This window comes from Streptomyces sp. NPDC053367 (genome assembly GCF_044545925.1).
Classification (GTDB): domain Bacteria; phylum Actinomycetota; class Actinomycetes; order Streptomycetales; family Streptomycetaceae; genus Streptomyces.
On the sequence record NZ_JBITYN010000015.1, the window covers coordinates 30,171 to 53,494 of the forward strand.

The window sequence follows — 23,324 nt, forward strand, 5'->3', positions numbered from 1 at the left end:
ATTGTGTTTCTGGACAGTCTGCGCATAGAGCCTCAGAATCCTCCGGTTGAACCGCCCCCGGCGTCCACTAGACCGGAGATTACGGTACGGACTGAAGGGTCCGGCGATTCCACTGTCTTCGTCATCGACGGCGTTCGGTTCGCCAGCGGGGCCACCGTGACCGTCAGAGTGGTCGACGACGCACTTACGCAACGAAATTTCCAGCAAAGCTCCAATTCTGGAGGCGAAATGCATATGCGTCAGAGCATCTCGTGCATATCTGGCATTGCGTTGCACATATCGGCGACGGACAGTCGACCAGACCAAAATGATCTCACGGGGGTCTTGTGGAGCAATACTGTAACGCTCTCGTGCCCATGAGTGTGCGATCAGCCACCCGGCTGCACGGGCCGCCATCCGCCCCGACTCCGGCCAGCGGTGGAACGGGCTGCCGCTCCGGTTGGCTGCGTAACTGCCGTCCGCGAGAGGGCCTTCGGCGCCATCCTCGGCAAGGCCCTCACGTCTCTGTCCAGAGGGAACCGGCCTGGTGCTGATTCCGGTCGAGCGGGCCTGACCGATTGAGAAGTACGCCATGACATCACTGACACAGAGCATTCGTAGAATCCACCTCTACGCGCCCCCGCGGGTCATCAGCCTCCGCGAGGTGGCCGACAGCCTGGGGGCCGAACGACCGGTCTCCGCACGCGACGTGCTGCGCCGCCTCGATGCGGTGCCGGGCGAACTACGGCTGGCCGAGTCGGTCACCACCGATACTGCGCTCGGCGGGCGCGTCGAGATGGTCCTGCGAAGCGACGGCACATACACCTCGACCGGGCACATGCGCGCCACCGGCTTTCCGTCGTTCGCGTTCGTTGTGTACCCCACCGTGGACGGTGGCGGAGGCCGGTTCCGGGCACTGGCGGTGCACCAGGGGCGTGTCTTCGGCACCGACACGCCGGGGGACCGTCAGAAGAACTGGTCAGAGGACGGCCGTAACGAGGATATCCGGCAGAACTGGCTTACCTTCGCCCGCGACACCCGGCTCACCGTCCGCAAGGAATGGGAGGTGTCCGGGGTCCTCGGGACGCTGGGAGACATCGCGACGGCGGTCGCTCAGTTCGTCGGCGCCGCAGCCGTTACGGGCTCTGGCGGCACGGCCGCAGCGCTGGTCATCGGCTCCCAGCTTGGAGAGGCCGCGCGGGAGCCCTGGCCGTTCCCGCAATTGCCGGTCGGAGTGACGATCGCCTCCGGCGTGCTGCTGGTCTTCGGCCCGGCCGCGATCGTCCCGGCGCTGGCCGTCGGGGCTGCCGCCGAGGCACTCGTCAAGCACCGACCGCTGTCCGAGGAGGAGGCCGTGTTCGCCGCCAAGGTCTTTGGACCTACACTTCCCAGCCGCGAGCAGATCATCCTGACCAACATCAGCGGGCTGGACAACCGAGCGTTCGTCATCCCAGGCGCCGGTGGCTCCTACCTGGTCAACCTGGGAGAGCAGTTCGACGACCCGATGGCACCCAAGGGAAGTGCCACCCAGCGTGGACAGATGCTGATCCACGAGCTGACGCACGTATGGCAGGCCAAGCGCTGGCCTGCTGCGACGTACTTCTGTCAGGGCGTCTTCGAGAGCACCTACGAACCCGGCGGCAACGCCAGCAAGCCGTGGTCGGCCTACGGAATCGAGCAGCAGGCCACGATAGTCGAACGATGGTACGCAGCTGACCCAGGCTTCCTCGCCGGTGAGTTCCAGAAACCACACCCCGACTTCACCCGCAAGACGGCCCACGCCTACGACCACTACATCAACGCCCATATCCGCGCGGGCATCACCTGATGCCTCGGGCGCGCGAGGGCCGACAGACCGGCGCTGTACGCATGCGCACGCCGCCGACGTGCTGAGCCACTCACGCCGACATTGAGGACGCCGCCGCTGGCCTGTTCCGCACAGGGATGCTCCCGACGGCTACTTTGCACCGTGGGTCAGGGAAAGGACACCGGGGCCTTACTTAAAGGCCGACCGCGTCGTCTCCGCGCCAAGATAACCTCCCTGTACCTGGCCTCCGCTGCCTACGCCACAGTCCTCACCTGCGGATATTGGACACCCCGACAGCCTCTCTCGCTTTCCGCCGCACTGTTTCTGCGCCGGCCTGGCGTACAGCGCACTGGGTGTCGCCACGGCAGTCCGTCCAAGGTAGGGGCCGGCCCGGCCCACGGCTTGCGAGCCAGGAGAACTGGACGAGGCCGGACCGAACGCGGGCGCCGCTCGCGCCTCTGGCGGGGATTTCCATACACACAGCGGAGCCCCGGCGGGCAGGCTCAGCTAGCGGTGTCAGCCGATGTCGTCGGCGCGTGGGGACGGGCGTGGCAGAGCGCCGCCCCGACAGACAGGCCGAACAGGTCACAGATGCGGCGGGGGTCGCCGCCGGTGGCTTCTGCCTCGTGAAGTAGACGGTCCTCGCGAAGTCGACGGGCGGGCATACCGAGAGTGTCGTTGATCCACACGTGGCTGACTCGGCCCGTGCCGCAGGCGGTGGTCTGGGAGATGAATAGGTGCGGATTGGCGGTGCGCGGCCACCGCTTGGCTCGGCATTCCCGGTACTTTTCCAGGCGGGCGCGTACCTCGTTGGCAAGCAGGACGGTGTGGTCTTGCAGGAACTGCCGCCCGTCGCCCAGGTCAGTGAGCCTTTTCAGCGTTGCCACCGATCGGGTGATGACCTTGGTGCCCGCAACGGACAGGGCTCCCGTGCCGTTGGGTGAGGTGTTCGAAGTCTCAACCTGTCGGTCCAGGAGCCCTGTTGGTTCCTTATCCTGCCGCACTCGATCTGCCTCATGCGCTGGTCGAGTGGGTCACGATGCTTATCGTCACCCGTGAGGGTGACCGCCGCTGCAATCTCCCTCCGCACAAGCGCGCCCTCGTCGCTCTCTCCTACCTGCGCAAGCACGACACTCTCGCGCAGATTGCCGCCGGGTTCGGCATATCCGTAGGCACCGCTCACGCCTACACCACCGCCGTCGTGCGGCTCCTCGCCGACCGGGCGCCGGGCCTGCTCAAAACCCTGCGCGAGCACGACCCGGACTACGTGCTCCTGGACGGCACCCTCAGCGAGTGCGACCGCCTGGGCGACGGACGCGCTGATTACTCCCACAAGCACCGGCGCCACGGCGTGAACGTGCAAATCGTCACCGATCCCCAAGGCCAGCTTCTGTGGATCTCGCCGGCCTTGCCGGGCCGCGCTCACGATCTGACCGCCGCACGCACCCACCGCATCATCCGAATCTGCGAACGCCAGGGCGTCCCGATCGTCGCCGACCGCGCCTACATCGGTGCCGGCTCCTGGGTCACCACCGCCATCCGCCGCCCGCCCAACGGCGAACTGTCACCGACCGAACGGACGCTGAACCGAGCACTCGCCCAGGCCCGCGCTCCTGTCGAACGAGGCGTCGCCCGCCTGAAGTCCTGGCGGATCTTTCGCCAAAGCCGCTGCAGCCCGAACCGCATGACGGACATCGCCGCCGCGGTCCTCACCCTGGAGAGGCAACGCTGAAAAGGCTCAGTGATAAGCATCGTCTGCAGCTCCTTGGACGTGAGCGCGTGGAAGATGATCAGCGATGCCAGCGCCGCCTTAGAACTCCTAACGAAATGATCTTCGAGGTGGTTGGATCACTCTGGGACCGATGATCCGGGGGTGTGGGGTGGCTCGGCCGAAGCCGTGGGAAGTCGACGACGAACTGTGGTCGGTGATCGAGCCACTGCTGCCGAAGGTCGCACGTCGAGCCCTCCTGTGTGAGAGCGGTGGGCAATGGTCGTTGCCTGCATCGCCTGCGCTGCGGCAACGGCGTCGCCGTGTTCCTTGCCCTGAGGGGCAAGCATCGCCCGCAGGTTCCACACCTGCATGGTCATGTCCGTGTCCTGCGACATTCCGGCGAGGGTCAGGGCTCGTTCGAGCTGCCTGCCTGCCTACGGCTGCGAGCTGTCCCGCATCGATCATCGACCAGGCCGCGGTCGCGACGCAATCGGATGCCACGCCGTACAGGCGCAGGCGTACGCGCTGTGTAGCGGAACGCCGTTGGAGGTTCAAGGCCTCGTCCGCACCGGCCAGCGCTGCCACTCCAGGGCAATGTGCCCGCCGCGCTCGGCATCGCGCTGTACGAGAGTGTCAACGCGATCGCGCAGCCTGATGACATCGGATGTGCCGACGCGCTGCGGGCGCGAGGTTGACGTGGTCATCAGCGGTACGGCTACGGCAGCGGCGGTGCCGCTGGCCGCGCCGACGAAACTCGGCGGTGCACTGACGAGTCCTCCGGTAATGCAGCGCATGCTGCAGCAGACTTGGGCTTCCCCCGGGGCACGAACCCCAGATCGGTGACACGCAACCTCGGATGTGACCACGACTGCGGCTTCTGCTTTCTCGGGGAGAAGCGGTTCGAGGGCCTGGAGTGGGGCGACAGAGTGCGGCTGCTCACCATGCTGCGGGATGCCAGGGTTCTCTGGCCCCAGATCACTGGAGGCGAGGCTCTGATCGACCCCCAGTTCGCCGCCGCGTAAGAGCACGCCACCGGGCTCGGAATGATGGTCCAGATCTCCACGAACGGCAGCCAGCTGCACAAAGCGCGGATACAAGACCTATTCGCCCGTCTGCGGCCCTACCGCCTGACGGTGAGCCTCTACGGGGCCACCGGACAGACCTACGACGCCGTCACCCGCAACCGTGAGGCCTTCGACCGGTTCACCCGCGGCTTGGACGCCTCCCGCGAGGCCGGCCTGCCCGTCCGGATCAACGTCATCGTCGCCGAGGAGAACGCACACGAGGTGGAGGGGATGGTCCGCCTCGTGGAAGACCGCTGGGTCTTTCCGTACCAGGTCTTCACGAACATGTCCCCCACGATCGACCGGGAAGCGACGCCGCTCGCCTCGCAGGCCCGGAAGTACGTACAGACCCGCCGCGTCTTCAGCGGCTGCAACGCCGGTCACACGTTCTTCCACGTGGACCCGCACGGCGTCGCCTCGGTCCGCACGATCGGCCGCGACCCCAGCGTGAACCTCATGACGGAGGGCCTGACCGCTCTGCCCCGACTCGGCGGCATCGCCGAGTCTCTCCACCTCCGCACCGGTGGATGCTCCGGCTGCTCGAAGGCCGGCACCTGCAGGACGTGCCGCCCGCTGGCCAAGCTCCACCAGGAAGCGGGGACAACCGATCGCTCTATCAAGGGCACCAGCCCCGGCCAGGGGCTGCGTCCGCTGCGTGACCCCGGATGCCGCGCAGGAGGAAACGTTGGAAGAAGCGTCAGGCCGAGCGGCACTGTTCAGCTGTGAAACGCAGTGGATAGGGTTCCTACTCAGGCCTCACGTGCTTTGGGCCGGGTACCGATGGCCGTGATGGCGGCAGCGGCCGAGAGCGCGGCCAGTACGGCGAAAAGCGTCGGGTACCCGCCGAGGGGGCCGGCGATGAGCGTTCCTGCGAAGGGGGCAAGGGCTGCTGCTGCGTGGGCGGGTGCGCCGAGGAGTCCGGAGAGCCGGCCGTAGTGGGCGGTGCCCCAGCGGTCGGTGACGGCGGTGGCCTGGAGCAGGGTCAGGTTGCCGCGGACGATCCCGGCCAGCACCGAGAGCACGACGAGCAGGGGATAGGGCCCGGGGACGAGGACAAAGGCGGTCGTGGTGAGTCCGCCGAGCCCGACGAGGGTGGCGGTACGGGTGACGGTGCCGGTATGGCGGGCGAGGGCGGCGTAGAGGGTGCGGCCGAGGGTCTGTCCGGCGCCTCCGAGTCCGAGGGCCAAGGCGGCTTGGGTGGTGGTGTAGCCGCGTTCGAGGAAGAGGGGGACGAGGGTGATGACGACGGCGTACATCGCGAATGCGGACAGGGTGAAGGTCGCGGCGAGCATCCAGAACGCCCTGCTGTGCTCGGCCGGATCCGGCGCTGCGGCCGGTCGGTGAGGGCTGGCGTCGGAAGCAGGTGGCCAGGGGGCGCGGAGGGCGAGGGCGTGGGTGGGGATGGTCAGGGCGGCGAGGATCGCGGCGAGGACGGCGTAGGTGGTGCGCCAGGAGTAGTGGTCGGCGAGGACGGCGGTCAGGGGTGCGAAGACGGTGGAGGCCAGTCCCCCGGCGAGGGTGACGATGGTCAGGGCTCGGATGTGGTCGGGGGTCCACCAGCGGGTCAGGGCGGCGAAGGCGGGCGGGTAGAAGGTGGCGGCCATCGCCGCCCCAGCGATGAGCCATCCAGCGGTGAAGACAGCGAGGTTGGGGGCGGCGGCCACGATGAGGAGGCTGAGCGGGCCGAGGACGGAACCGGCCGTCATGACAGCGCGGGGGCCGCGGTGGTCCAGGACGCGGCCGACGTAGATGCCGACGGCCGCGGAGACGATGAGTGCGGCGGAGAATGCGGCCGTGGTCAGCCTGGCGGGCCAGCCGGTGTCGTGGGTGATGGCGGGGTTGAGGACGGGGAAGGCGTAGTAGAGGACGCCCCAGCTGGTGATCTGCGTGGCACACAGGGCGGGCAGGACGGCGCGTGGCCGCGACCGGACCCCCGTCCCGGTCGCGGCCACGCCGGCCTTGGTGTTCGGCACCGTCAGCAGCCGCCGGAGGAAACCGCGGCGGGAGCGCCGATGGTGAGCGTGGCCGGCGCCGCGCAGCAGCCGCCGCTCTGCTCCTGCTCGGCCGTCTGGGGCTGGTCGAAGAGGCCGGCGCCGCCGCAGACGCCCGTCTCCGGCAGGGTGAGCTCGACGCGCTCGGCGGCCTCGCGGTCGCCTGCGAGGTGGGCGGCGATCGAGCGGACCTGCTCGTAGCCGGTCATGGCCAGGAAGGTCGGGGCACGGCCGTAGGACTTCATGCCGACCAGGTAGACGTCCTTCTCCGGGTGCGAGAGCTCGGCCTGGCCGTGGGGGTAGACGGTGCCGCAAGAGTGCTGGTTGGGGTCGATCAGCGGCGCAAGGGCGAGGGGAGCCTGGAGGCGCTCGTCAAGGCCGAGGCGGAGTTCGTCCAGGAAGGCCAGGTCGGGGCGGAAGCCGGTCAGCACGATCACCTCGTCCACGGCGTCGAGGCGGCGGCCGTCCTCACCGACTAGGACCAGGCGGTCGTCGGCGTCCCGCTCGAAGGCGTCGGTGCGGAAGCCGGTGACGGCGTCGGCGTAGCCGTCGTCGACCGCGGCCTTCGCGGCCAGGCCGAGGGCGCCGCGGGCGGGCAGCTGGTCGGCCTCACCGCCGCCGAAGGTGGAACCGGAGATCCCGCGGCGCAGGATCCACGTCGCGTGCGTGCCGGCTCCGTCGTCGGCCTTCGCGAGGTCGGCGAGGTAGGCGAGAGCGGTGAAGGCGGAGGCGCCAGAGCCGATGACCGCGGTCCGCTTGCCCGCGTACCGGGCCCTAACGGCCGGGTCCTTCAGGTCCGGGACACGGTAGGCGATCCGGTCCGCGGCCGCCTTCTCCCCCAGAGCCTTCAGACCGCTGGCACCGGCGGGACTCGGCGTGGACCACGTGCCGGAGGCGTCGATCACCGCGCGGGCGAACAGGCGCTCCTCGCGGCCGTCTGCGGTCTCGATGTGGACGGTGAAGGGCTGGGTGTCGCGGTCGGCGTCGACGATGCGGTCCCGGCCGGCCCGGGAGACGCCGGTGACGCGGGCGCCGTAGCGGACGCGGGCGCCGAGGGCGTCGGCGAGGGGCTGGAGGTAGAGGGCTGCCCATTCCCCGCCGGTGGGGTAGGTGGCCGGATCGGGCTTCACCCAGCCGGTCGGCGCGAGGAGCTTCTCGGCGGCCGGGTCGACAACTTCAGCCCAGGTGGAGAAGAGACGCACGTGCGACCACTCCCGGGTCGCGGCCCCGGCGTGGGAGCCGGCCTCCAGGACTAGGAAGTCCAGACCGCGCTCGCGGAGGTGGGCGGCGGCGGCCAGGCCGGCGGGGCCGGCCCCGATCACGGCGACGGGCAGCTCGGTGGTGGTCTCGCTCATTGCAGGTCTCCAGGTCCTCAGAGGCAGGCGGTGGGTGGGATGGGGCTCGGGTGGTCAGCAGCAGCCGGCGCCGATGGCGACGGCCTCGCGCTTGGCCTCCGGCGCGCAGCAGGAGCCGGCTGCCTCCGCGTCCTTGCTGGTGCCGCAGCACGGGGAGGACTGGGAGGGAACCCTCTCGACGGCCGGCTGGGCGGGCGCCGAGGTGCAACAGGAGGCCGACGTCTCGACACGGTTCGGGGTGGTGGGTGCGGACTGCTCGGTCATGACGACTCCCTCGGTGCTTCGATGTTTGTCGATGGCTTGCGTGATCAGCATGGCACCTGTTTCGATGAACGTCAACATAGACGTTTATCTAATCCTTGGGGGGTTGCGATGGAGCACGCCGAAGCCGTCGTCATCGGGGGCGGACAGTCAGGACTGGCCGCCGCGCACGCGCTGGCCAGGACGGGACTGAAGCCGGTGATCCTGGAGGCGTCGGACCGGGCTGCCGGGTCGTGGCCGTACTACTACGACAGCCTGACCCTGTTCTCCCCGGCCCGGTTCAGTGCGCTGTCCGGCCTGCCCTTCGGCGGAGACCCGGACCGCTACCCGCACCGCGACGAAGTCGTCGCCTATCTGGACCGCTACGCCGCACGCCTGGACGCGGAAATCCGCACCGGCCATCGCGTGGCCCGGGTGACGGCGGAAGCGGGCGGGGCGTTCCAGATCAAGCTGGAGGGCGGGGCCGCCCTGACCGCCGGGGCTGTGGTCGCGGCGTCGGGGAGCTTCGCCAGCCCCTACCGGCCGGCGCTGCCGGGCCTGGAGTCCTTCACCGGCCGCACGCTGCACGTCGCCGACTACCACAGTCCCCAAGCGTTCGCCGGGCAGCGGGTCGTGGTGGTGGGGGCGGGCAACTCCGCGGTCCAGGTCGCCGCCGAACTCGCCCGCACCAGCCGCACCACGCTCGCCACCCGGGCACCGGTGAAGTTCGCCCGACAGCAGCTGTGGGGCCGGGACGTGCACTTCTGGCTGACGCGCACGGGGCTGGACGCCGCCCCGCTCGGCCGACTGCCGCGCACCCCGCCGGGCCAACCCGTCCTGGACGACGGCCGGTACCGTGCCGCGCTCGCCGCGGGCGCGCCCGAGCGGCGGCCGGTGTTCACCGGACTGGACGGCGGCAAGGCGACGTGGGCGGACGGGACGGTGGAGGAGGTTGACGCGATGATCCTGGCGACCGGCTACCGGCCGCACCTGCCCTACCTCGCCGGCCTGCCCGGGGCCACGGACGCGTCCGGGCGGCCCCGGCACCGCGACGGCGCTTCCCTCGCCCATCCGGGGCTCGCGTTCGTGGGGCTGGAATGGCAGCGCAGCCTGTCCTCGAACACCCTGCGCGGCGTCGGCCGCGACGCGCACCGGGTGGCCCGCCGCCTTGCCGCGCACCTGACCCGTCGGTGAGATGCGCCTACCGACCTGATTCGACATGTGTCAACATAGACGTATGTCGAATGCGAAGGTTCTGCCGCTCCTGGAGCCCGAGGCCGTCACGCCGTGCTGCCCCCCTCTCAACGAGCGGCCCATGTCCGCGGACGAAGCCGAGGTCGCGGCGAAGATGTTCAAGGCCCTCGGCGACCCCGTCCGGCTGCGCCTGTTCTCCGCCGTCGCCTCCCACGAAGGCGGAGAGGCGTGCGTCTGCGACATCTCCGACGTCGGCGTCTCCCAGCCCACCGTCTCGCACCACCTGAAGAAGCTGAAGGATGCGGGACTGCTGTCCTCCGAGCGCCGCGGGACGTGGGTGTACTACCGAGTCGAGCCTGCCGTCCTCGCCGCCATGGGCGCTCTCCTGTCCGGTGCCGCGGGGGTCGCAGCGTGAGCGCAGCGCGGATCGAGGCGCTGCTGCCCGAACACGCCGAGCAGGTCCTGACGATCTACCAGGCCGGGATCGACGAAGGCAACGCCACCTTCGAGACGCAGGCGCCGGAGTGGACGGTGTTCGACAAGGCAAAGATGCCCCAGCACCGGTTCGTCGCCCTGGACGCCTGCGGCGCCGTGCTGGGGTGGGTGGCAGCCAGCGCGGTTTCGGACCGGTGCGCGTACGCCGGAGTGGTCGAGCACTCCGTCTACGTCCACCCCGGCGCCCGTGGCCAAGGTGTTGCCCGCGCACTGCTGGACGCCCTGATCACCTCCACCGAGGCCGCGGGGATCTGGACGATCCAGTCCGGGATCTTCCCCGAGAACACCGCCAGCCTCGCCCTCCACCAGCGGGCCGGCTTCCGAGTCATCGGCACCCGCGAGCGGATAGGCCGCCACCACGGCGTCTGGCGGGATGTTGTCCTGCTGGAGCGCCGCAGCACCGTGGTGGTGTGAGGCCGGTCAGCTGAGCAGGGTGCGGATCTCACGGGCGGCCTCGCGGGCCGTTCGTCCCACTCCGATCAAGGTGGCGGAGGCCGGGCCGGTCCAGTCCCCGTAGCCGAGGAAGTGCAGCCTCGGGTCCTCGGAGGCGCGAGTGCCGGTAGTGGCGATGTGGCCGCGGGTGCCGCGCAGGCGCAGGCCGGCGAGGTGGGCGAGGGCGGGGCGGAAGCCGGTCGTCCAGATGACCGCGTCGGCGTCCTGCCGGATGCCGTCCGCCCACTCCGCTCCTCTCGCCGTGAGGCGGGCGAACATCGGGCGGGCGGCCAAGAGTCCGGCGTCACGGGCCGCGCGCACCGGAGGCACGGCGACGATGTCGCCCAGGGACGCAACGCCGCCGGTGTCGGTACGGCCCTCGTCCAGGGTCTTGCGGCGGGCGGTGGCCGCGTCGAAGAGGGCGCGGCCGTCTATGTCGTCGGCAAGGTAGCGCGGCGGGCGCTGCGTCACCCACGTCACGGCAGCTTGGCCGGTGAGGTCGGCGGCGATCTGCGCGCCGGAGTTCCCGCCGCCCACTACGACCACCCGCTGCCCCGCGAACTCGGCCGGGTTCTTGTAGTGGACGGTGTGGAGCTGGCGGCCGGTGAACTCCTGGCGGCCTTCCACGGCGGGCACGAAGGGCCGCGTCCATGTGCCGGTCGCGCTGACGACTGCGCGGGCACGCCAGGTGCCGGAGTCGGTCTCCACCCGCAGCAGCGTTCCCTCGTCGTGGACCGCGTCGACCCACACGCCGTGCTGGATGGGGAGTTCGTAGCGCTTCTCGTAGTCGGCCAGGTAGGCCACCACGTGACCGGCGTCCGGGTAGAGGTGTCCCTCTTGGCCGGGCATGAGGCGGCCGGGCAGTGAGGAGTAAGCGGCCGGGGAGAACAGCCGCAGCGAGTCCCAGGTGTGCTGCCAGGCCCCGCCGGCGGCCGTCTGGGCGTCGAGGATGAGGTGCTCGATGCCCAGGCGGCGCAGGTGGTAGCCGACGGCGAGCCCGGCCTGACCGCCACCGACCACCACCACGTCCGTGTGCTGCGTCATGACGCGGACGGCTCCCCGGCGTCCTTGCCGTGCTTGCTGTTCATGAAGATCAGCGCGACCAGGGCGAGGCCGGCCACGGCGCCGAGCAGCTGCATGCCGATGAATGCGGCGATCGAGGACGGCGCGATGCCGGCGAAGGTGTCGGTGAACGTGCGGCCGATGGTGACCGCGGGGTTGGCGAAGGAGGTGGAGGAGGTGAACCAGTACGCGGCGCCGATGTAGGAGGCCACCGCCACCGGCGCGAATCGCAGCCGGTCCGTGCGTGCGAGACCGAAGATCAGCAGGATCAGGCCCGTGGTCGCCACCACCTCGCCCAGGAGCAGGTTCCCGGCCGAACGGTCGTGGGTGGACCACTTCACCAGGGGCTCGCCGAACATGGCGTCGGCCAGGATGGCTCCCGCGATCGCGCCGGCGATCTGGGAGGGCACGTACACGGCGAGCTCGCGGCCTGTGACGCCGGCGCCGCCGCGGCGGGCGGTCCACCACTCCGCCAGGCTGACGACCGGGTTGAAGTGAGCTCCGGAGACCGGGCCGAGTAGCGCGATCAGGACGCCGAGGCCGAAGACGGTGGCGGTGGAGTTGGCCAGCAGCTGCAGCGCGACGTCGCCAGTCAGCTCGGTGGCCTGGATACCGGAGCCGACGACGATGGCCACCAGGGCGGCGGTCCCGACCAGCTCCGCAGCCGCGCGGGCGATCAAGGGCCTACGGGGCGGGGTCCCGCCGGGCGCGGGCTGCGTCGACGTCTCGGAGGTCATGACGTCGCTCGCGGCGGGTTCGGTGGCGGTCAAGGCGTGGTTCTCCTCGGACAGGTGAGGCAAGGCGGAAGGCTTAAGGGCAGGACCGCTTGAGGTTCGCTTCTGCAGTGGCCCGCGCGGTCCGGGCGAGGCCGGCGAACTGACCGGCGAGCGCTTCGATGACCTCCGGGCGCAGGCGGTAGTAGATGAACCTCCCGCACGGCTCGGTCTCTACGACCCCGGCCTCGCGCAGCACTTTCATGTGGTTGGACAGGTTCGTCTGCTTCGCCCCCGTCTCCTCCACGAGATGGGTGGTGCACAGCGTCTCCCGCGCGAGGAGGGTCACGATCTTGAACCTGAGCGGGTCGGCCAGAACCCGGATCAGATCAGCGTCGACTGACGTCATCATCCGCTGATACTGTCACATCACCCGGGACTGATACCAGCCTGTGCTGAACCATGCCGCATACCGATGGCGTGCCGCAGCCTGCCTGCCATGAAGGAAGAACGATGACTGCCAGCCCGCTCGCGTCCGTGTTGTTCGTCTGCATCCACAACGCCGGCCGCTCTCAGATGGCCGCCGGGTTCCTGCGCCACTTCGCCGGCGACCGCGTCGAGGTCCGCTCCGCCGGCTCCATGCCGGGCGACAAGATCAATCCCTCCGCGGTTGCCGCGATGGCCGAGCTCGGCATCGACATCTCCGACCAGACCCCCAAGGTCCTCACCCCCGAAGCCGCCCAGGCCTCCGACTACATCATCACCATGGGCTGCGGCGACGCCTGCCCCTACTTCCCCGGCAAGACCTACCTCGACTGGCAGCTCGACGACCCTGCCGGCCAAGGAGTCGAGGCCGTCCGTCCCATCCGCGACGAGATCAAGACCCTCATCGAGAGCCTCATCGCCGAAATCGACGCCAAGAAGGCGTGACCGCGACCGGCACCTGCAAAAGTGACGGCGAAGGCGACTGAGCCGGAACCCGTCGCGGCGGGAGTCCGAACTCGGTGGGGCACGGAACCGGCGTGCTCACAAATGACCAGTCGCGAGAGCGGCTCCGATGACGTGGTGGCCCAATTGCTCGACGTGGGCCTCCGCCGTCGACAACCCGGTCGTGCTGCCCGACGGCCGCGTCGAGTCCAACGGCAGGCCCAATTGCTCGCGTGGGCCCGCAACGGCGACCGGCAGGTGAAGCCCAGCAAGATCAACCCCCCGGGTCTCCTGTACCTCAACTACTCACACCCGGATCTGGCCGCCCCTCGGGTCAGTGCTGCCCGGCCTGTTCCACGAGGCCCACCGGCAGCCTGACTCTGCTCGCCCGAGCTGGACTCCACCCGCCACCAGGTCGACCAGGCCATCGAACGCGCCGACCACTACCACGGCCGGCAACCGCTGTTGCTGTTCGTCAACATCAGCGCCACACGCGTACCGCACGGCCACTACCTCAACACCAGCAAGGATTCCCCCACCTCGCAGGCCGCCGCCCTCGCCTACACCGACGAACACCTCGGCCGGCTCCTCGACCACCGCGCCGAGCGAGGCCGCTGGCTGATCATCCTCTGCGCCGACCACGGCGACGCCTACGGCGACGACGGCTACCACGGGCGCGGCATCGCCCACCCCGCCGTCTTCAACGTGCCGTACGCCGCCTGGATACACCCCTGACCGCTACGCTCCAGCCGCATGAGCGATGACATGCCCGACGCCTCCGTGATCGTGGCACGCGACGCACAAGACCTCGTGGCCATGCTCAGCGCTCCTTTCCCCGACCACGGGGCGCATTTCTTGCCGCTGTCCACGTCGCAACCAGTCAAGAACCGGTCCGCCAGTTGGATCACTTCTTGCTGGACATCCACTCCTACGGTCCGTGCGAAGTCGGCCCTTTGCGCGAAGTACCGGATGGTTCCCCCGAAACCGCAGCCGATGTCCAGCAGGCAGTTGGGCTCGCCTGCGCTTCGCCGTCCGAAGAACCTCTCGGCCTTGCGTAAGAGAGCCTCGCCGTCATGCATATGGAACTTGCTTTCGTCACGGCCGTGTTGCAGCGAGTTCTCGGCCCTTGCGATGCGGCCTGAGTAGACAGGCATGTGCTCGGAAACGAAGGTCCCTGGATTGCGCATGGTGACCGGGCGCTCCTTTGCGGTGGGTGAGAGTGCTGGATGCAGCCTGTGGTGCGAGAAGGACCTTAGGAGCCAATGGGGCGCGAATCCGATGGCCCGGACGGAGGCTCCCCCCTCTCCCTGCCCCGCCGCCGCGAGCCGCCGCCCCGCCGGCTGGGACGGGGGCACGTCGTCGCGTCGGTGCACTTACTGGCTCTTACAAAAGCGAGTTGATCATGTGACTGTCGGCTTGATCGTTCGTTGATGTGGTCATGGGGAAGCGTCAGTCGCGGGCCGTGGATCGTGTCGGACGACTGTGGTCGCTCATCGCGCCGTTGCTGCCCTGCCGCCGCCGAAGCAGGTCGAGGGGCGGCCACGGGTGCCGGACCGGCAGGCCCTGTGCGGGATCTTGTTCGTCCTGCACACCGGCATCCAGTGGGAGTACTTCTGCCCCACGATCTCGGCTTCGGCTCGGGCATGGCGTGCCGGCGGCGCCTGGCGGCCTGGAACGAGGCCGGTGTGTGGGACCAGCTGCATCAGCTGCTGCTGGACAAGCTGCGGTCGAAGAACCAGCTGGACTGGTCGCGGGCGGTGATCGACTCCTCCCACGTCCGGGGCCGCGCGCAGGGGCCCAGAAGCGGACCCAGCCCGGTCGACCGCGCACGACCGGGCAGCAAGCACCACATCGTCACCGACGGCCAGGGCATCCCGCTCACGGTGTCGCCGACCGGCGGAAACCGCGGGCGACGTCACCCAACTCCTGCCCCTGCTGGACAGGATCCCGGCGGTTGCGGGAGTCGTCGGCCGGCCGCGTCGGCGGCCCGGCATGCTGTTCGCCGACCGCCGCTACGACCACGACAAGTACCGCCGGCTCCTGCGACAGCGCGGGATCCGGCCGGTGATCGCCGAACGGGGCCGGCCCCACGGCACCGGCCTGGGCACCTTCCGCTGGGTCGTCGAGCGCACCACCTCCCGGCTGCACGGCTTCCGCCGCTCGCGCATCCGCTGGGAACGACACGACGACATCCACGAGGCCTTCCTCGGACTCGCCGTCTGCCCGATCACCCACCGACACGTCCAGAGGCTTTGTTAGGGCTTGTTAGCTCCTTGGTGCCCGAGGACGAGGGCTCGGCGGAGATCGCGATGCGGGCCGCGCGCCTGGACCGACTTCCTGGGCGCCTTCGTGCACCTCGGTGACGGCACGACTCGGGTGAAGGACCTGTCCACCTCGGTGGTCGCACTGTTGGTGTCGGCGCGTGCAACATCGGCCTGGCCCCGGTGGTGATCCCCGCCCACGAGGCCCTGACCAGGGCCGCCTGGTTCACGTCGACCAGTACTATTTTCGGGCCGACACGATCTTCTTTGAACTAATTGAGTGAATGTCCGTCACCCGTGCGGGGAACCGGCCGTTGGGGTCGAGCGTGCTCCCTATGCTCCAGATGTCGTCACTGGTCCTGGCCAGGCCGGTGACCCTATCCGTGGGGCGCAAGAACACGCGGTTGTGGATCGACTCTGATCTTTGCATCGGTTCGGGGCAGTGTGCCTTGACTGCCCCGGCGGTGTTTTGACTCAGACGACGATGGTTTCGGGTTGGTTCGCCCAGGCAGCGAAGACGGCAGGGGGGACCCGATGGCCAAGGAAGCTGTCAGGGCTTGTCCCGTGCAGGCGATCGTGTTCGCTGAAGAGTAACTCCGCCCTGGCTGATCGTGTTGGGTCCAGCCTCTTCATGTGCTGACCCCGGCCGGCGTCCTGCGCCCGCTGCGCGACCCGGACGGTGTAGCCGGAACTGAACGAGGACGAGACTGGTGAAGAAGCAAGCGTGCACAAGGCCCGTGAGCGAGCGCGGCTGACCGGGGTCTGCCGGCCCCCTTGCACCGGGGACCGGCAGACCGCTTGCCGTACCGGGGTAGGGCTGCCGCGGCGTCCGTCGCGCCAGGGGCGGCGCGGGAGCGCGCCGCCCTGGCGTGTAACCGCTTCTATCAGGTGGCAGGCAGGATCTTCCAGAGGGTGACATTGGTGTTGCCGCGGTTGGAGTAGGCGTTGGTGTCGACGTCGTAGCGGGCGCCGGCGGCTGAGCTGGAGCCGTTGGTTTCCAGGAAGCCGCCGCGGTTGGCGTAGGTGTTCCACAGCTGGACGGTGTCGTTGAAGCGGACGAGTCCGTCCTGGGGGGAGGCGTTGACGTCGAAGATCTGCCAGCGGCTGCTGTTGCCGTCGCGGTCCTTGCCCCAGGCGGTGGACACGTCGTAGATGCCGCCGCTGTTCTGCTGGCCGCCGGTGGCGCCGCCGTTGACGTCGAGGTAACCGCCGTTGTCCTGGTAGAGGTTGCGCAGGTAGACGATGTCCCCGCTCCTGACGGGCGAGCCGACGGCCTGGCAGGAGCCGGAGGTGATCTCCCACGTCCCGGTCCCCGCCCCGCGGTTGGGCACGGTCGCGGTCGACACCCCGTACTTCGCGCCCCCGCCGCTGGCGCCCCCGTTGGTGTCGAGGTAGCCGCCGTCGCCCTGGAACAGGTTCTGCAGGTGGATCCGGTCACCGTAGCGCAGCTCGTTGGCCATGTCTTTCTCCCCTTTGGTACATGAACCGTGCTCCGGCAGACACCGGCCGTAGCGGACGCCGACCGGCACCGGAGACGTGCACCATGCTGGTGGCATCTGCCAGCGACACGCCCGACTGCACCCGACTGACCACACCTTCGTATCCAGTTACTTGACATTTAGGGAGAGATGCATATTTAGGCCGCCGATGCGAAGGAAGGGATGCGGCGGAGACGAACGCGCCCTTCATCCGCCGCCCGCGGTGGAAAGGGCTGTAGCCGAGCACAACCTCCTGCCCCGGGCTGTGTGCAGTCCAGGCCGACTGGGGTATTGCTGCACCGGGAACGCGACCACCCGGACCCAGCCGGAACAGTGAAGTGGCGCCTGGCACGGTGCTTACGCACATTGGTTGAGGCCGGCACGCGGCTTCTGCGGACCGTCGTCGGGCGGCCACCAGCGCGGCCGCGAGGAGGGGACAGGACAGGTGGTTTCTGCGCACGTGGCCCACTTCGGCATCTCGGTTCCGGATCGGGTCCATCACGGGTCGGCCGCATCGGCCGTCGGCTGGAGGCGTCGGCGGACACAACAGGCCTGACAGAAGATGAGGCTCAGCGCGCGCGTCTGCGTACGGCTGGTTTCCACCGCATGGCGGCCCGCATGATCCCCGATGCTCCTGCCGGGGACGTGGAGCGGCTCGCCCGGTGGATCACCGAGAGGCCGGTGCCACCCCGGCGGGAGGGCGCTGGCCTCTCGGCGAGTCATTCGTTCTCGGGCTTATCGGAGTCTTCTGCGGCAGGCCGGCGGGCGTCGCCAGCCAGGGCATCCGGTGGACGAGGATGTCGCGCAGCCGGGTCAGGGCTGCGATCTTCTCTTCCAGTTCGGCCACCCGCTGTGCGCCGACGACGTAGCCGTCGGCGCACGCGGGCGAGTACTCGAAGACCTCCGGCAGATCGGTGTCGAGATAGCGCACGAAGGACTTGACGTTCTCGACGGTGAACCCGGAGGCGAGCAGGTCGCGGACGTTGCGGACCCTGGTCACTGCGTGCGGGCCGTAGACGCGGTAGCCCGACGGCGTCCGGTCGGACTCCAGCAGGCCCTGCTCCTCGTAGTAGCGCAGGGCGCGAGTCGTGGTACCTGTCTGTGTGGCCAGTTCACCGATCAACACGCGGTCACCTCCGGTCGGGGTTGTCGGACTTGACGTATACCGGTGATCAACTCGCCAGGCGCACTACGGTCTTCCCGATGTGCCGGCCCCGGACGAGATCGAGCAGTGCCTGGGGTGCGCTGTGCAGCCCGTTGATCACTGTCTCGTCGTAGACGATCGATCCCTCGCGCAGCCAGTCGCGGAACTGTTCGCCGAATTCCCTGGCCCGGTCCAGGTGGTCCCACAGGGTGAAGCCGCGAATGGTCAGCCGCTTGCCCAGGACGCTCAGCAGGTCGCCTGGGCCCTCGTCGGGACGGGCGGTGCTCTGCCGGTTGAGGGCTCCGCAGACGGCGATACGGCCGTGCACGTTCATGACCTCGATGGCGGCGCGCAGCTGCTCGCCTCCGACGTTGTCGAAGTAGACGTCGATGCCGTCCGGGGCCGCTTCGCGCAGCCGGTCCAGTACCGGGCCGTCGTGGTAGTTGAAGGCCGCGTCGAAGCCGAGCTTCCCGGTCAGGTGGGCGACCTTGTCGGCCGAGCCGGCGCTGCCGATCACCCGGCGGGCTCCCTTGAGCCGGGCGATCTGCCCAGCCATGCTACCGGTGGCCCCGGCCGCGCTGGAGACGAGGACGGTGTCGCCCGCTCGCAGCCTCGCCACCTCCATGAGCCCTACGTAGGCCACCAGCCCGAACCCCAGGTGCATGGAGGGGCTGGGGTATGCCGCCTTGTCCACGCGGCGAAACGCACCGGCCTCGGCCACGGCGTACTCTCGCCAGCCGAAGCGGTGCACGACCAGGTCGCCCTCGCTCAGGGACGGGTCTGCCGAGGCAATCACCTCGCCGAGCGCGTCCCCGTGCATCACCAGGCCCACCTCGTAGCGTGGCAGCGGCAGCGAGGACCCGCCCGCCATCAACATCAACATGCCGGGATCGAGCGACATGAACAGGTTGTGAACCAGCACCTGGCCCGGTGCAGGGGCCGGGACTTCGGTCTCGACGATCTCGAAGTGCTCGAGGGCCGGGAGCCCGACAGGCCGTGCGGCGAGGCGGACCTCCAGCCCTGTGCCGGGCCGGCTGGTCAAAGCATGCAGCGTTGCGGTCTTCGAAGAGGGCTTCATGCCGCCGACGCTAGGCATTGACGCATGCGTGAAGGTCAACCCCTCCCGCCGCCGAGGATCCGACGCCGCCCGCCACCGCCGTGAAACCCTTCGCTCGGTGAGCGGCTCCGGCCGCGGTGGTCGACCGCGCCGCGGCGAGCGCTGCGGGCGCCATGCGGGCCGGTACAAACTCGGACGGCATCGGCACGATGACGGGGCCGCCTGTGTGCCTGGCCAGGCCGGCGACGAAGCCGCTGGTCACCTGCCGCCACATCGGAAGGTCCTGGTAGTCCTGGGCCGCAGTGCGTGAACGCCGAGCGCGCTGCGCAGCAGGTCGCCGACGGCCTCCGGGTCGGCGACCGTGGCGCCGGGCGGAGCGCTGTACGGACCGGAGGCGAGGGTGGTCTTGCCGCCGCCGAAGGGTCCATTCAGCCAGACGATCACGCGCCCCTCGTGGTCGCGGCGACCGTGTCGGTCTGCCGGGCCGGGGCCGCAAGGTGCCCGTCCCGACCCGGCCACCTGAACACGACCGGGAGGGCGCCTTGTCCAGGACGTCGCCAGTGGGCAGCAGATGGTCGGGCGTGCCGGCCGGGTGGACGGTCAGGCTGGGATCGGCGTGCTCGTCGTTGTCCTCGGTACGGACATGGTGGCCCCAGGCGTGGACGGTGGCCGCGAGCTGCTCGGCGAGCTGGGGGCCCTGCTCGCCGAAGGCGTGTACGACCCACTCCTACTCCTTTCCTCTGGGCGGTCACCGTCCTTGGTCTGAATGTGGATCAGGTAGGCGAGCGAGGCGTCGCCAACGATCGCGGGTGCGTTGCGGCCCTTTGCGATGCCGGTCACCCCCTCCTCCGGGCCGCGTAAAGCTGCGGTGGGCGGACCGATCCCCGGTGCTGCTCGGTGCCCAATGCCGTCATGGCGGACAACAGCTTCTCCGGACCGTGGGTGCGGCGGTACTGTTCGCCCCCCGGGGCGGGCGCGCCGGGGCGTGGGGCCCGGGCAGGTGCGGCCGGGTGGCCAGCCGAGGCATGCCGGGCAGAGGTCCTCGCCGGGAGCGGTGTCGGGGCGGCCGCAGTCGAAGCATTCGACGAGTGCCCGGTAGGTGAGCGCCTCGCTCACGGTTGCGCGCGGCAGCCGGGGCACCGCAGGCCGTCCAGGTCGCGGACCGGTGGCATCTCTGGACTCCGCGACATCGCTGCGGCCTGCGGCCTGGCCGAGTTCACCGTCCAGGGCATCGCACCGTCGCCGTCGGCCACGACTGGCTCGAGCCGTCGGCGGCAGCTGGCTGCCGGCCGTGATCGGCACCCGGCTGTGCTGACCCGTGAGTACTCGGGGCTGCCCTCGGCGTAGCGCTCCTTGCCCCGACGCCGATCACCACTCCGGCTGCGGGTACGAAGCCGCCGCGACGGTGCACCTGCGCTCAGGACCGGATGCGCAGGAGAGGCACCGCGGGCCGACGGAGCCGGACGTCACCCGCTAAAGAAAGGACTCTCTGAAGCCTGGTTCTGTGAGCAGCAGTTGCAATGATGAGGTGGGCGCATCGGCTCCTCCGCATTGGTTGGTGGGGTTGCTGATGGGCAGTCCGGCGAGGTTGCTGCTGGCGGCGCCGGTGCCGTGGGTGGTTGCTCCGTCGGCGTAAGGGCTGCCGTGATTGGCGCAGACGGTGCCGAACGCCGGCGAGGCGATCGGCAGGAGACCGCCGGCCGCGGCGGGGGCGGCGGTGAAGCCGACAGTCAGCACGGCGAAGCTGCAGGTGGCATAAGTCCGTTTCACGTGTGGAGCAACGATCGCCGTATCCGCGGGACACGCTAGCCACATGGCACGTGGGTGTTCGTCTTCGACGGCCCGGCCGAATGCCGCCATGGAGCGGAGCGCACCGGCTACCAGCGCTCGGCGTTCAGGCACTGGGGCGACGCGGACCGGGACGGCTGCAGCACCCGACGCCGAGGTCCTCAAGGCCGAGGCCGTCACCGCAACCGAGCAGGGACTGCGCCGCACCCTGTCCGGGGGCCAGTGGTACTCGCCCTAAGACGACCGCTACATCCATGGTCCGCGCAGTCTGGACATCGACCACCTGGTCCCGCTCGCCGAAGCCTGGAACTCCGGCGCCTCCACCTGGTCGGCAGCCGAACGGGAGGCATACGCCAACGACCTGGGCGACGACCACACGCTGATGGTCAAAGACGGACCAGGACCTCACCACGTGGGTGCACCGGGCGGAGGGCTACCGCTGCAAGTACGCCAGCGGCTAGAAGAAGCCGGACCGCGGGGCAGAGACGTGCAAGACGGGCAGATCGGCTCCGCCGCACTGGTTGGTGGGGTTGCTGATGGGCAGTCCGGCGAGGTTGCTGCTGGCGGCGCCGGTGCCGTGGGTGGTTGCTCCGCCGGCGTGAGGGCTGCCGTGATTGGCGCAGAAGGTGCCGAACGCCGGCGAGGCGATCGGCAGGAGACCGCCGGCTGCGGCGGGGGCGGCGGTGCAGCCGACAGTCAGCACGGCGAAGCAGCAGGTGGCATAAGTCCGTTTCATACGCAGAGCAACGATCGCCATTGCCGATGGACACGCAGGCCACATGCCACGCGCACCTGAGTTGCGGTCCGGTACTTGAACGCGATCGCGTCGATCACCTGCCGGTAATCACGCCACTGTCCGCCCCGCTTCGGCGTCCGGTCCGGCAGCAACGCTTCGATCCTCGCCCAATGGGCGTCAGTCAACGACACACATCAACCGACGATCAGATGATCCGAAGGCAACGCCCTAACAGCTCGGGACGACCAGCACACCGCAACAAGATCGTGTTGCGGGTGCTCGACGAGTCGTAACCGCAGGGCGACGCAGGGGCGCCATTCATCCGCTCGATTTGCGGTCGCGATAGCGGGTGTTACTTTGGCGGAGGACGCAATGCCAGGGGGACAGGATGTCCACATCCAGCCACGAGTCGCGAATTTCCGCTCCGGCCATAAAAGTCCCTGAGGGCGGCGGACCTGCGCATGGAATCGCCAACGCTTTCGACGCACAGGGATTTACTGGAGCGGCCACTCTCACCATCCCAGTGCCGGCTTCCAGCGTGCGGGGTATTGAACCCGGTTTAGCGGTGTCCTGGAACCCCGGAGGCGGCAACGGACCGTTCGGCGTGGGCTTTTCCATCTCAATTCCCACCGTCTCCAGGAAGACGAGCGACGGGATACCCGGCTACCAGGGGTCGGACACCTTTACTCTGTCCGGCGAGGGCGACCTGACTCCGGCTCTCGTCCGCAATGCGACAACGGGACGTTGGGGTCCGGATTCTCGGTCCGAGTCCAACGGTCCTATATGGGACGTGAGGTCCTACCGTCCTCGGATCGAGTCCCGATTCGCAGCGATCGAGATGTGGACAAACCGTCTCGACGGGCTCACCCACTGGCGAGTCGTCACACGCGACAATACCGAGTGGCTCTATGGACTGACCGCGAACGGAAGAATCTTCGATGCGCGACGCCCGGATAGGGTATTCCAGTGGCTCCCCGAAGTGGTGGAGGACTCCTGCGGCAACAGAATCGTTTACCACTACAAAGCCGAGGACGACGTCGGGGTTCCTTCCGTGCCGTCCGAGCAAGGCCGGGATCACCAAGCCAACCGTTACATCGCGCGCATCGACTACGGAAACTACCTGCTACAGGGTTCCGAGCACTTCTCCTGTCAACTCGTTTTTGACTACGGGGAATATTCTCCGACGGATCCTGATTGTCCCCCCGGTGACTGGGCGGTACGCCCAGACCCCTTCTCGACCTTTCGGAGCGGTTTCGAGATCCGCACCATGCGTCTGTGTCGGTCTATCCGCTTGCACCACTGCTTCCCCGATCAGTTCGACGGACAACCGTTCCTTGTCCGGGCGCTCGAATTCACATACGACCAGGGCGCCCTGGCTGGACTCGAGCACTCCGCAGGTCTGTCCTTCATCAGTCAGGTCACCGAGACCGGTTACCGCAAGCTGGCGGATGGGAGTTACCAACGTGCGCACAACCCCCCGCTGCTGCTTGGCTACTCGGCTTTCCAGCCAGACGGGCACGCCTTTCGGCGGCTGACGGCTGACGAGAAGTTCAGCGCCGTTCCCTCTCACCTCTCCCAGGGCCAGTACCTCATGGTCGACCTCGAAGGGCAGGGACTTCCCGGTGTGCTCTACAACGACAAGGACACCACCCTCTTCTGGGAGCCGCTGGGCGAGGGCCGCTACAGCGGACCGCTGAACCCGCGCACCTTCCCCCTCCAGTCCGACATCGGCGAATCCCGACTCTTCCTGACGTCCCTGCTGGGCGACGGTCGCCAGGATCTCGTCGTCAGCGAACCGGGCAGAGCAGGGTACTACCGTTCCGACGGCGAGGGACACTGGGAACCGTTCCGTCCGTTCTCGCAGGCACCGGCTGACCTTTTCAACCCGGT

Annotated in this window: 24 protein-coding genes and 4 pseudogenes; 13 read left to right on the plus strand and 15 right to left on the minus strand. The window is 69.0% G+C overall.

The window, feature by feature from the left end; all coding sequences use genetic code 11:
* Positions 1-571 precede the first annotated feature (571 nt).
* Positions 572-1,807 (plus strand): hypothetical protein, encoded by a 1,236-nt coding sequence (locus ACIGXJ_RS34290; protein WP_399653933.1) that lies wholly within the window; start codon positions 572-574, stop codon positions 1,805-1,807.
* A gap of 482 nt (positions 1,808-2,289) precedes the next feature.
* On the opposite strand, the gene ACIGXJ_RS34295 is transcribed toward ACIGXJ_RS34290, so the two are convergent.
* The gene (locus tag ACIGXJ_RS34295; RefSeq protein ID WP_399653936.1) at positions 2,290-2,673 is read right to left on the minus strand and encodes a hypothetical protein; all 384 of its coding nucleotides are present in this window, start codon (positions 2,671-2,673) and stop codon (positions 2,290-2,292) included.
* Positions 2,674-2,768: 95 nt separating this feature from the next.
* On the opposite strand from ACIGXJ_RS34295, the gene ACIGXJ_RS34300 reads away from it, so the two are divergent.
* The 3 genes from ACIGXJ_RS34300 (at position 2,769) to ACIGXJ_RS34310 (ending at position 5,287) form a co-directional block, all read left to right on the plus strand.
* The gene (locus tag ACIGXJ_RS34300; protein WP_399653916.1) at positions 2,769-3,518 is read left to right on the plus strand and encodes a transposase family protein; all 750 of its coding nucleotides are present in this window, start codon (positions 2,769-2,771) and stop codon (positions 3,516-3,518) included.
* Positions 3,519-4,336: 818 nt separating this feature from the next.
* Positions 4,337-4,519, plus strand: coding sequence for a hypothetical protein (locus tag ACIGXJ_RS34305; RefSeq protein WP_399653938.1), 183 nt, complete (start codon positions 4,337-4,339; stop codon positions 4,517-4,519).
* 111 nt (positions 4,520-4,630) lie between these two features.
* Positions 4,631-5,287, plus strand: coding sequence for a hypothetical protein (locus tag ACIGXJ_RS34310; RefSeq protein ID WP_399653941.1), 657 nt, complete (start codon positions 4,631-4,633; stop codon positions 5,285-5,287).
* 23 nt (positions 5,288-5,310) lie between these two features.
* Here ACIGXJ_RS34310 and ACIGXJ_RS34315 read toward each other — a convergent pair whose 3' ends face one another.
* The 3 genes from ACIGXJ_RS34315 to ACIGXJ_RS34325 are packed head-to-tail and all read right to left on the minus strand — an operon-like array spanning position 5,311 to position 8,171.
* Complete coding sequence (locus ACIGXJ_RS34315; protein WP_399653943.1) at positions 5,311-6,534, minus strand: MFS transporter; 1,224 nt, start codon at positions 6,532-6,534, stop codon at positions 5,311-5,313.
* Positions 6,535-6,536: 2 nt separating this feature from the next.
* Entirely contained in the window at positions 6,537-7,907 is a 1,371-nt protein-coding gene (locus ACIGXJ_RS34320; RefSeq protein ID WP_399653947.1) for an NAD(P)-binding domain-containing protein, read from the minus strand.
* A gap of 54 nt (positions 7,908-7,961) precedes the next feature.
* Positions 7,962-8,171, minus strand: a complete 210-nt coding sequence (locus tag ACIGXJ_RS34325) for a hypothetical protein (protein WP_399653949.1) — start codon at positions 8,169-8,171, stop codon at positions 7,962-7,964.
* Between the two features lie 108 nt (positions 8,172-8,279).
* Between ACIGXJ_RS34325 and ACIGXJ_RS34330 the strand changes: the two genes are divergently transcribed.
* From ACIGXJ_RS34330 to ACIGXJ_RS34340, 3 genes are read left to right on the plus strand one after another with little or no spacing between them, the layout of a single operon-like run.
* The gene (locus ACIGXJ_RS34330; RefSeq protein WP_399653951.1) at positions 8,280-9,341 is read left to right on the plus strand and encodes a flavin-containing monooxygenase; all 1,062 of its coding nucleotides are present in this window, start codon (positions 8,280-8,282) and stop codon (positions 9,339-9,341) included.
* Positions 9,342-9,384: 43 nt separating this feature from the next.
* Entirely contained in the window at positions 9,385-9,756 is a 372-nt protein-coding gene (locus ACIGXJ_RS34335) for an ArsR/SmtB family transcription factor (RefSeq protein WP_399653953.1), read from the plus strand.
* On the plus strand, positions 9,753-10,250 hold the full coding sequence (locus tag ACIGXJ_RS34340) for a GNAT family N-acetyltransferase (protein ID WP_399653957.1): 498 nt from the start codon (positions 9,753-9,755) through the stop codon (positions 10,248-10,250). Before ACIGXJ_RS34335 ends, ACIGXJ_RS34340 begins: the two co-directional genes overlap by 4 nt.
* A 6-nt stretch (positions 10,251-10,256) precedes the next feature.
* Here ACIGXJ_RS34340 and ACIGXJ_RS34345 read toward each other — a convergent pair whose 3' ends face one another.
* From ACIGXJ_RS34345 to ACIGXJ_RS34355, 3 genes are read right to left on the minus strand one after another with little or no spacing between them, the layout of a single operon-like run.
* Positions 10,257-11,312: an ArsO family NAD(P)H-dependent flavin-containing monooxygenase gene (locus ACIGXJ_RS34345; protein ID WP_399653959.1), complete on the minus strand. Its 1,056-nt coding sequence runs from the start codon at positions 11,310-11,312 to the stop codon at positions 10,257-10,259.
* Complete coding sequence (locus tag ACIGXJ_RS34350; protein WP_399653962.1) at positions 11,309-12,100, minus strand: aquaporin; 792 nt, start codon at positions 12,098-12,100, stop codon at positions 11,309-11,311. The genes ACIGXJ_RS34345 and ACIGXJ_RS34350 overlap by 4 nt, the downstream gene beginning before the upstream one ends.
* 40 nt (positions 12,101-12,140) lie before the next feature.
* Complete coding sequence (locus ACIGXJ_RS34355; RefSeq protein ID WP_399653964.1) at positions 12,141-12,455, minus strand: ArsR/SmtB family transcription factor; 315 nt, start codon at positions 12,453-12,455, stop codon at positions 12,141-12,143.
* Between the two features lie 101 nt (positions 12,456-12,556).
* Between ACIGXJ_RS34355 and ACIGXJ_RS34360 the strand changes: the two genes are divergently transcribed.
* Positions 12,557-12,973 (plus strand): arsenate reductase ArsC, encoded by a 417-nt coding sequence (locus tag ACIGXJ_RS34360; protein WP_399653967.1) that lies wholly within the window; start codon positions 12,557-12,559, stop codon positions 12,971-12,973.
* A 462-nt stretch (positions 12,974-13,435) separates the two neighbouring features.
* The gene (locus ACIGXJ_RS34365) at positions 13,436-13,705 is read left to right on the plus strand and encodes a hypothetical protein (protein ID WP_399653969.1); all 270 of its coding nucleotides are present in this window, start codon (positions 13,436-13,438) and stop codon (positions 13,703-13,705) included.
* Here the strand turns inward: ACIGXJ_RS34365 and ACIGXJ_RS34370 are convergent.
* Positions 13,636-14,157 carry a methyltransferase domain-containing protein gene (locus tag ACIGXJ_RS34370; RefSeq protein WP_399653972.1) on the minus strand — a complete coding sequence of 174 codons (522 nt, stop codon included), beginning with the start codon at positions 14,155-14,157 and terminating at the stop codon, positions 13,636-13,638. The genes ACIGXJ_RS34365 and ACIGXJ_RS34370 overlap by 70 nt on opposite strands.
* Positions 14,158-14,400: 243 nt before the next feature.
* On the opposite strand from ACIGXJ_RS34370, the pseudogene ACIGXJ_RS34375 reads away from it, so the two are divergent.
* Positions 14,401-15,229, plus strand: a pseudogene (locus ACIGXJ_RS34375) (IS5 family transposase).
* A 63-nt stretch (positions 15,230-15,292) separates the two neighbouring features.
* Positions 15,293-15,494, plus strand: a pseudogene (locus tag ACIGXJ_RS34380) (Tn3 family transposase); the annotation flags it as partial.
* Positions 15,495-16,115: 621 nt separating this feature from the next.
* On the opposite strand, the gene ACIGXJ_RS34385 reads toward ACIGXJ_RS34380, so the two are convergent.
* From ACIGXJ_RS34385 to ACIGXJ_RS34405, 5 genes are all read right to left on the minus strand, one after another.
* Positions 16,116-16,691: a hypothetical protein gene (locus ACIGXJ_RS34385; RefSeq protein WP_399653975.1), complete on the minus strand. Its 576-nt coding sequence runs from the start codon at positions 16,689-16,691 to the stop codon at positions 16,116-16,118.
* A 685-nt stretch (positions 16,692-17,376) separates the two neighbouring features.
* Positions 17,377-17,835 carry a MerR family transcriptional regulator gene (locus ACIGXJ_RS34390; RefSeq protein ID WP_399653978.1) on the minus strand — a complete coding sequence of 153 codons (459 nt, stop codon included), beginning with the start codon at positions 17,833-17,835 and terminating at the stop codon, positions 17,377-17,379.
* 46 nt (positions 17,836-17,881) lie between these two features.
* Positions 17,882-18,931, minus strand: a complete 1,050-nt coding sequence (locus ACIGXJ_RS34395; RefSeq protein WP_399654268.1) for an NADP-dependent oxidoreductase — start codon at positions 18,929-18,931, stop codon at positions 17,882-17,884.
* 237 nt (positions 18,932-19,168) lie between these two features.
* The gene (locus ACIGXJ_RS34400) at positions 19,169-19,354 is read right to left on the minus strand and encodes a hypothetical protein (protein WP_399653981.1); all 186 of its coding nucleotides are present in this window, start codon (positions 19,352-19,354) and stop codon (positions 19,169-19,171) included.
* Between the two features lie 1,029 nt (positions 19,355-20,383).
* A complete protein-coding gene (locus ACIGXJ_RS34405; RefSeq protein WP_399654292.1) occupies positions 20,384-20,770 on the minus strand; it encodes a hypothetical protein in 387 nt (128 codons plus the stop codon).
* Here ACIGXJ_RS34405 and ACIGXJ_RS34410 point away from each other — a divergent pair.
* Positions 20,735-21,153 (plus strand): annotated as a pseudogene (locus ACIGXJ_RS34410) (DUF1524 domain-containing protein); the annotation flags it as partial. The gene ACIGXJ_RS34405 and the pseudogene ACIGXJ_RS34410 sit on opposite strands and share 36 nt — an antisense overlap.
* 2 nt (positions 21,154-21,155) lie before the next feature.
* On the opposite strand, the gene ACIGXJ_RS34415 reads toward ACIGXJ_RS34410, so the two are convergent.
* Both ACIGXJ_RS34415 and ACIGXJ_RS34420 read right to left on the minus strand, forming a co-directional pair.
* Positions 21,156-21,434, minus strand: a complete 279-nt coding sequence (locus ACIGXJ_RS34415) for a hypothetical protein (protein WP_399653984.1) — start codon at positions 21,432-21,434, stop codon at positions 21,156-21,158.
* Entirely contained in the window at positions 21,431-21,625 is a 195-nt protein-coding gene (locus ACIGXJ_RS34420; protein WP_399653987.1) for a transposase, read from the minus strand. Before ACIGXJ_RS34420 ends, ACIGXJ_RS34415 begins: the two co-directional genes overlap by 4 nt.
* A gap of 197 nt (positions 21,626-21,822) precedes the next feature.
* On the opposite strand from ACIGXJ_RS34420, the pseudogene ACIGXJ_RS34425 reads away from it, so the two are divergent.
* Positions 21,823-22,680 (plus strand): annotated as a pseudogene (locus tag ACIGXJ_RS34425) (SpvB/TcaC N-terminal domain-containing protein); the annotation flags it as partial.
* Between the last annotated feature and the right edge of the window lie 644 nt (positions 22,681-23,324).

Bases quoted from the DNA above. Each gene is read 5' to 3' on its own strand.
- ACIGXJ_RS34345 (WP_399653959.1), bottom strand. From the start codon at position 11,312: ATGACGCAGCACACGGACGTGGTGGTGGTCGGTGGCGGTCAGGCCGGG.
- ACIGXJ_RS34330 (WP_399653951.1), top strand. From the start codon at position 8,280: ATGGAGCACGCCGAAGCCGTCGTCATCGGGGGCGGACAGTCAGGACTG.
- ACIGXJ_RS34325 (WP_399653949.1), bottom strand. From the start codon at position 8,171: ATGACCGAGCAGTCCGCACCCACCACCCCGAACCGTGTCGAGACGTCG.
- ACIGXJ_RS34355 (WP_399653964.1), bottom strand. From the start codon at position 12,455: ATGATGACGTCAGTCGACGCTGATCTGATCCGGGTTCTGGCCGACCCG.
- ACIGXJ_RS34385 (WP_399653975.1), bottom strand. From the start codon at position 16,691: ATGGCCAACGAGCTGCGCTACGGTGACCGGATCCACCTGCAGAACCTG.
- ACIGXJ_RS34320 (WP_399653947.1), bottom strand. From the start codon at position 7,907: ATGAGCGAGACCACCACCGAGCTGCCCGTCGCCGTGATCGGGGCCGGC.
- ACIGXJ_RS34360 (WP_399653967.1), top strand. From the start codon at position 12,557: ATGACTGCCAGCCCGCTCGCGTCCGTGTTGTTCGTCTGCATCCACAAC.
- ACIGXJ_RS34415 (WP_399653984.1), bottom strand. From the start codon at position 21,434: ATGAAACGGACTTATGCCACCTGCTGCTTCGCCGTGCTGACTGTCGGC.
- ACIGXJ_RS34370 (WP_399653972.1), bottom strand. From the start codon at position 14,157: ATGCGCAATCCAGGGACCTTCGTTTCCGAGCACATGCCTGTCTACTCA.
- ACIGXJ_RS34395 (WP_399654268.1), bottom strand. From the start codon at position 18,931: ATGAAGCCCTCTTCGAAGACCGCAACGCTGCATGCTTTGACCAGCCGG.
- ACIGXJ_RS34335 (WP_399653953.1), top strand. From the start codon at position 9,385: ATGTCGAATGCGAAGGTTCTGCCGCTCCTGGAGCCCGAGGCCGTCACG.
- ACIGXJ_RS34290 (WP_399653933.1), top strand. From the start codon at position 572: ATGACATCACTGACACAGAGCATTCGTAGAATCCACCTCTACGCGCCC.
- ACIGXJ_RS34405 (WP_399654292.1), bottom strand. From the start codon at position 20,770: ATGGCGGCATTCGGCCGGGCCGTCGAAGACGAACACCCACGTGCCATG.